The sequence below is a fragment of the Bacillus sp. FJAT-26390 genome (genome assembly GCF_001682865.1).
GTDB lineage: Bacteria > Bacillota > Bacilli > Paenibacillales > Paenibacillaceae > Pristimantibacillus.
The window spans coordinates 1-1,278 of record NZ_MAQX01000020.1 but is presented as its reverse complement, the minus strand read 5'-3'; the positions used below and the strand labels follow the sequence as shown (position 1 = coordinate 1,278).

Below are 1,278 nucleotides of genomic sequence, written 5' to 3'. Positions count from 1 at the left end.
ATGTGAAGTGCACCCCTTATAGTAGACATTGTAAAAACACCCTGGTGTTTAAACCGATGGATATTATAGGGGGTGCTTTTCGTTATGGCGAGAAAAGGACAGAAATTTGAGACGTATAGTTTTGAATTAAAGAAGAAGGCTATCGAGCTACGACATGGGGGAATGACCAAGCAGAGGGTAGAGGATGAGCTTGGGATCGCAGATATTGGGCGATTAAAGGTGTGGATGAGGAAGTATAAGGAACAAGGCGAATATGGGCTTATGGAACACCGAGGCAGACGAGAACAGTACAAGGATCAGGAACGTTATTTAAAGCGATTGGAGATGGAGAATGCTGTCCTAAAAAAGTGGTTGGAAATTACGAAGAAGGAGGTGTACCAGAGAAGTATAGACTCGTCTACGAACTTCGTGAACGATTTAGCGTCAAAGAACTCTGTAAAGAAATCGGAGTCTCCCGAAGCGGATTCTACGCATACGTGAAGCGCTTGAAGACAGATAAGAATAAGCAGGATAAACAGGTCATTCATGATACCTTTGAATACTATAAAGGCGTGTATGGGTACCGCCAAATTCAATTGTTTATGTTCCAAGATCATGGCGTGTGGATGAACCACAAGAAGGTTCTCCGGCTCATGCAAGAAATGGAGCTGCGCTCTAGAGTACGTCGTAAGTACCGTCACTGTACTCGAAGCTGGAACATCGGTGATCGCGTTACGAAGAACATACTGGAACGTAACTTTCAAGCGGAAGCGCCCAATCAAAAATGGGTAACTGACGTCACACAGTATCGAATTGGTGATGTTTGGTTGTATCTTTCTGCCATTAAAGATTTGTGTCAGAACGAAATTGTCGCTTACCAAACCAGTCATCACAATGACAAGCAACTTGTTCTACAGACGTTCTCTAAGGCGTTTGAAAAGGAAAAGGACGTGACTGGGCTGATCGTTCACAGCGATCAGGGGTCCCAGTACACGTCCTACGATTACCACGACATGCTACCAAAGGTTGGCGCCCAAATCAGCATGTCCAGGCGAGGCAATTGTTACGACAATGCCTCAATGGAGAGCTTCTTCTCGCATTTGAAGACAGAAGCACTCTACCCTTATGATATTCGATCTGTAGAAGAAGCACAAAGCCGAATTGAAGAATATATACACTTTTACAACAACAAGCGTCCGCAAAGAAAACTAAACAAGCTGGCTCCGATTCAGTACCGGCTCCAGCTTGTTAGGTAGGGTCTTTTATTCAGTGTCCGCTATATGGGGTCTTGACCAATGA

The 1,278-nt window shown here is 44.4% G+C and carries 1 protein-coding gene; it reads left to right on the top strand.

Translation table 11 applies throughout. The features are described from left to right. Nucleotides 1–347: 347 nt before the first annotated feature. Nucleotides 348–1,235, top strand: coding sequence for an IS3 family transposase (locus A7975_RS17225; protein WP_065385942.1), 888 nt, complete (start codon nt 348–350; stop codon nt 1,233–1,235). The last annotated feature ends 43 nt before the right edge of the window (nt 1,236–1,278 follow it).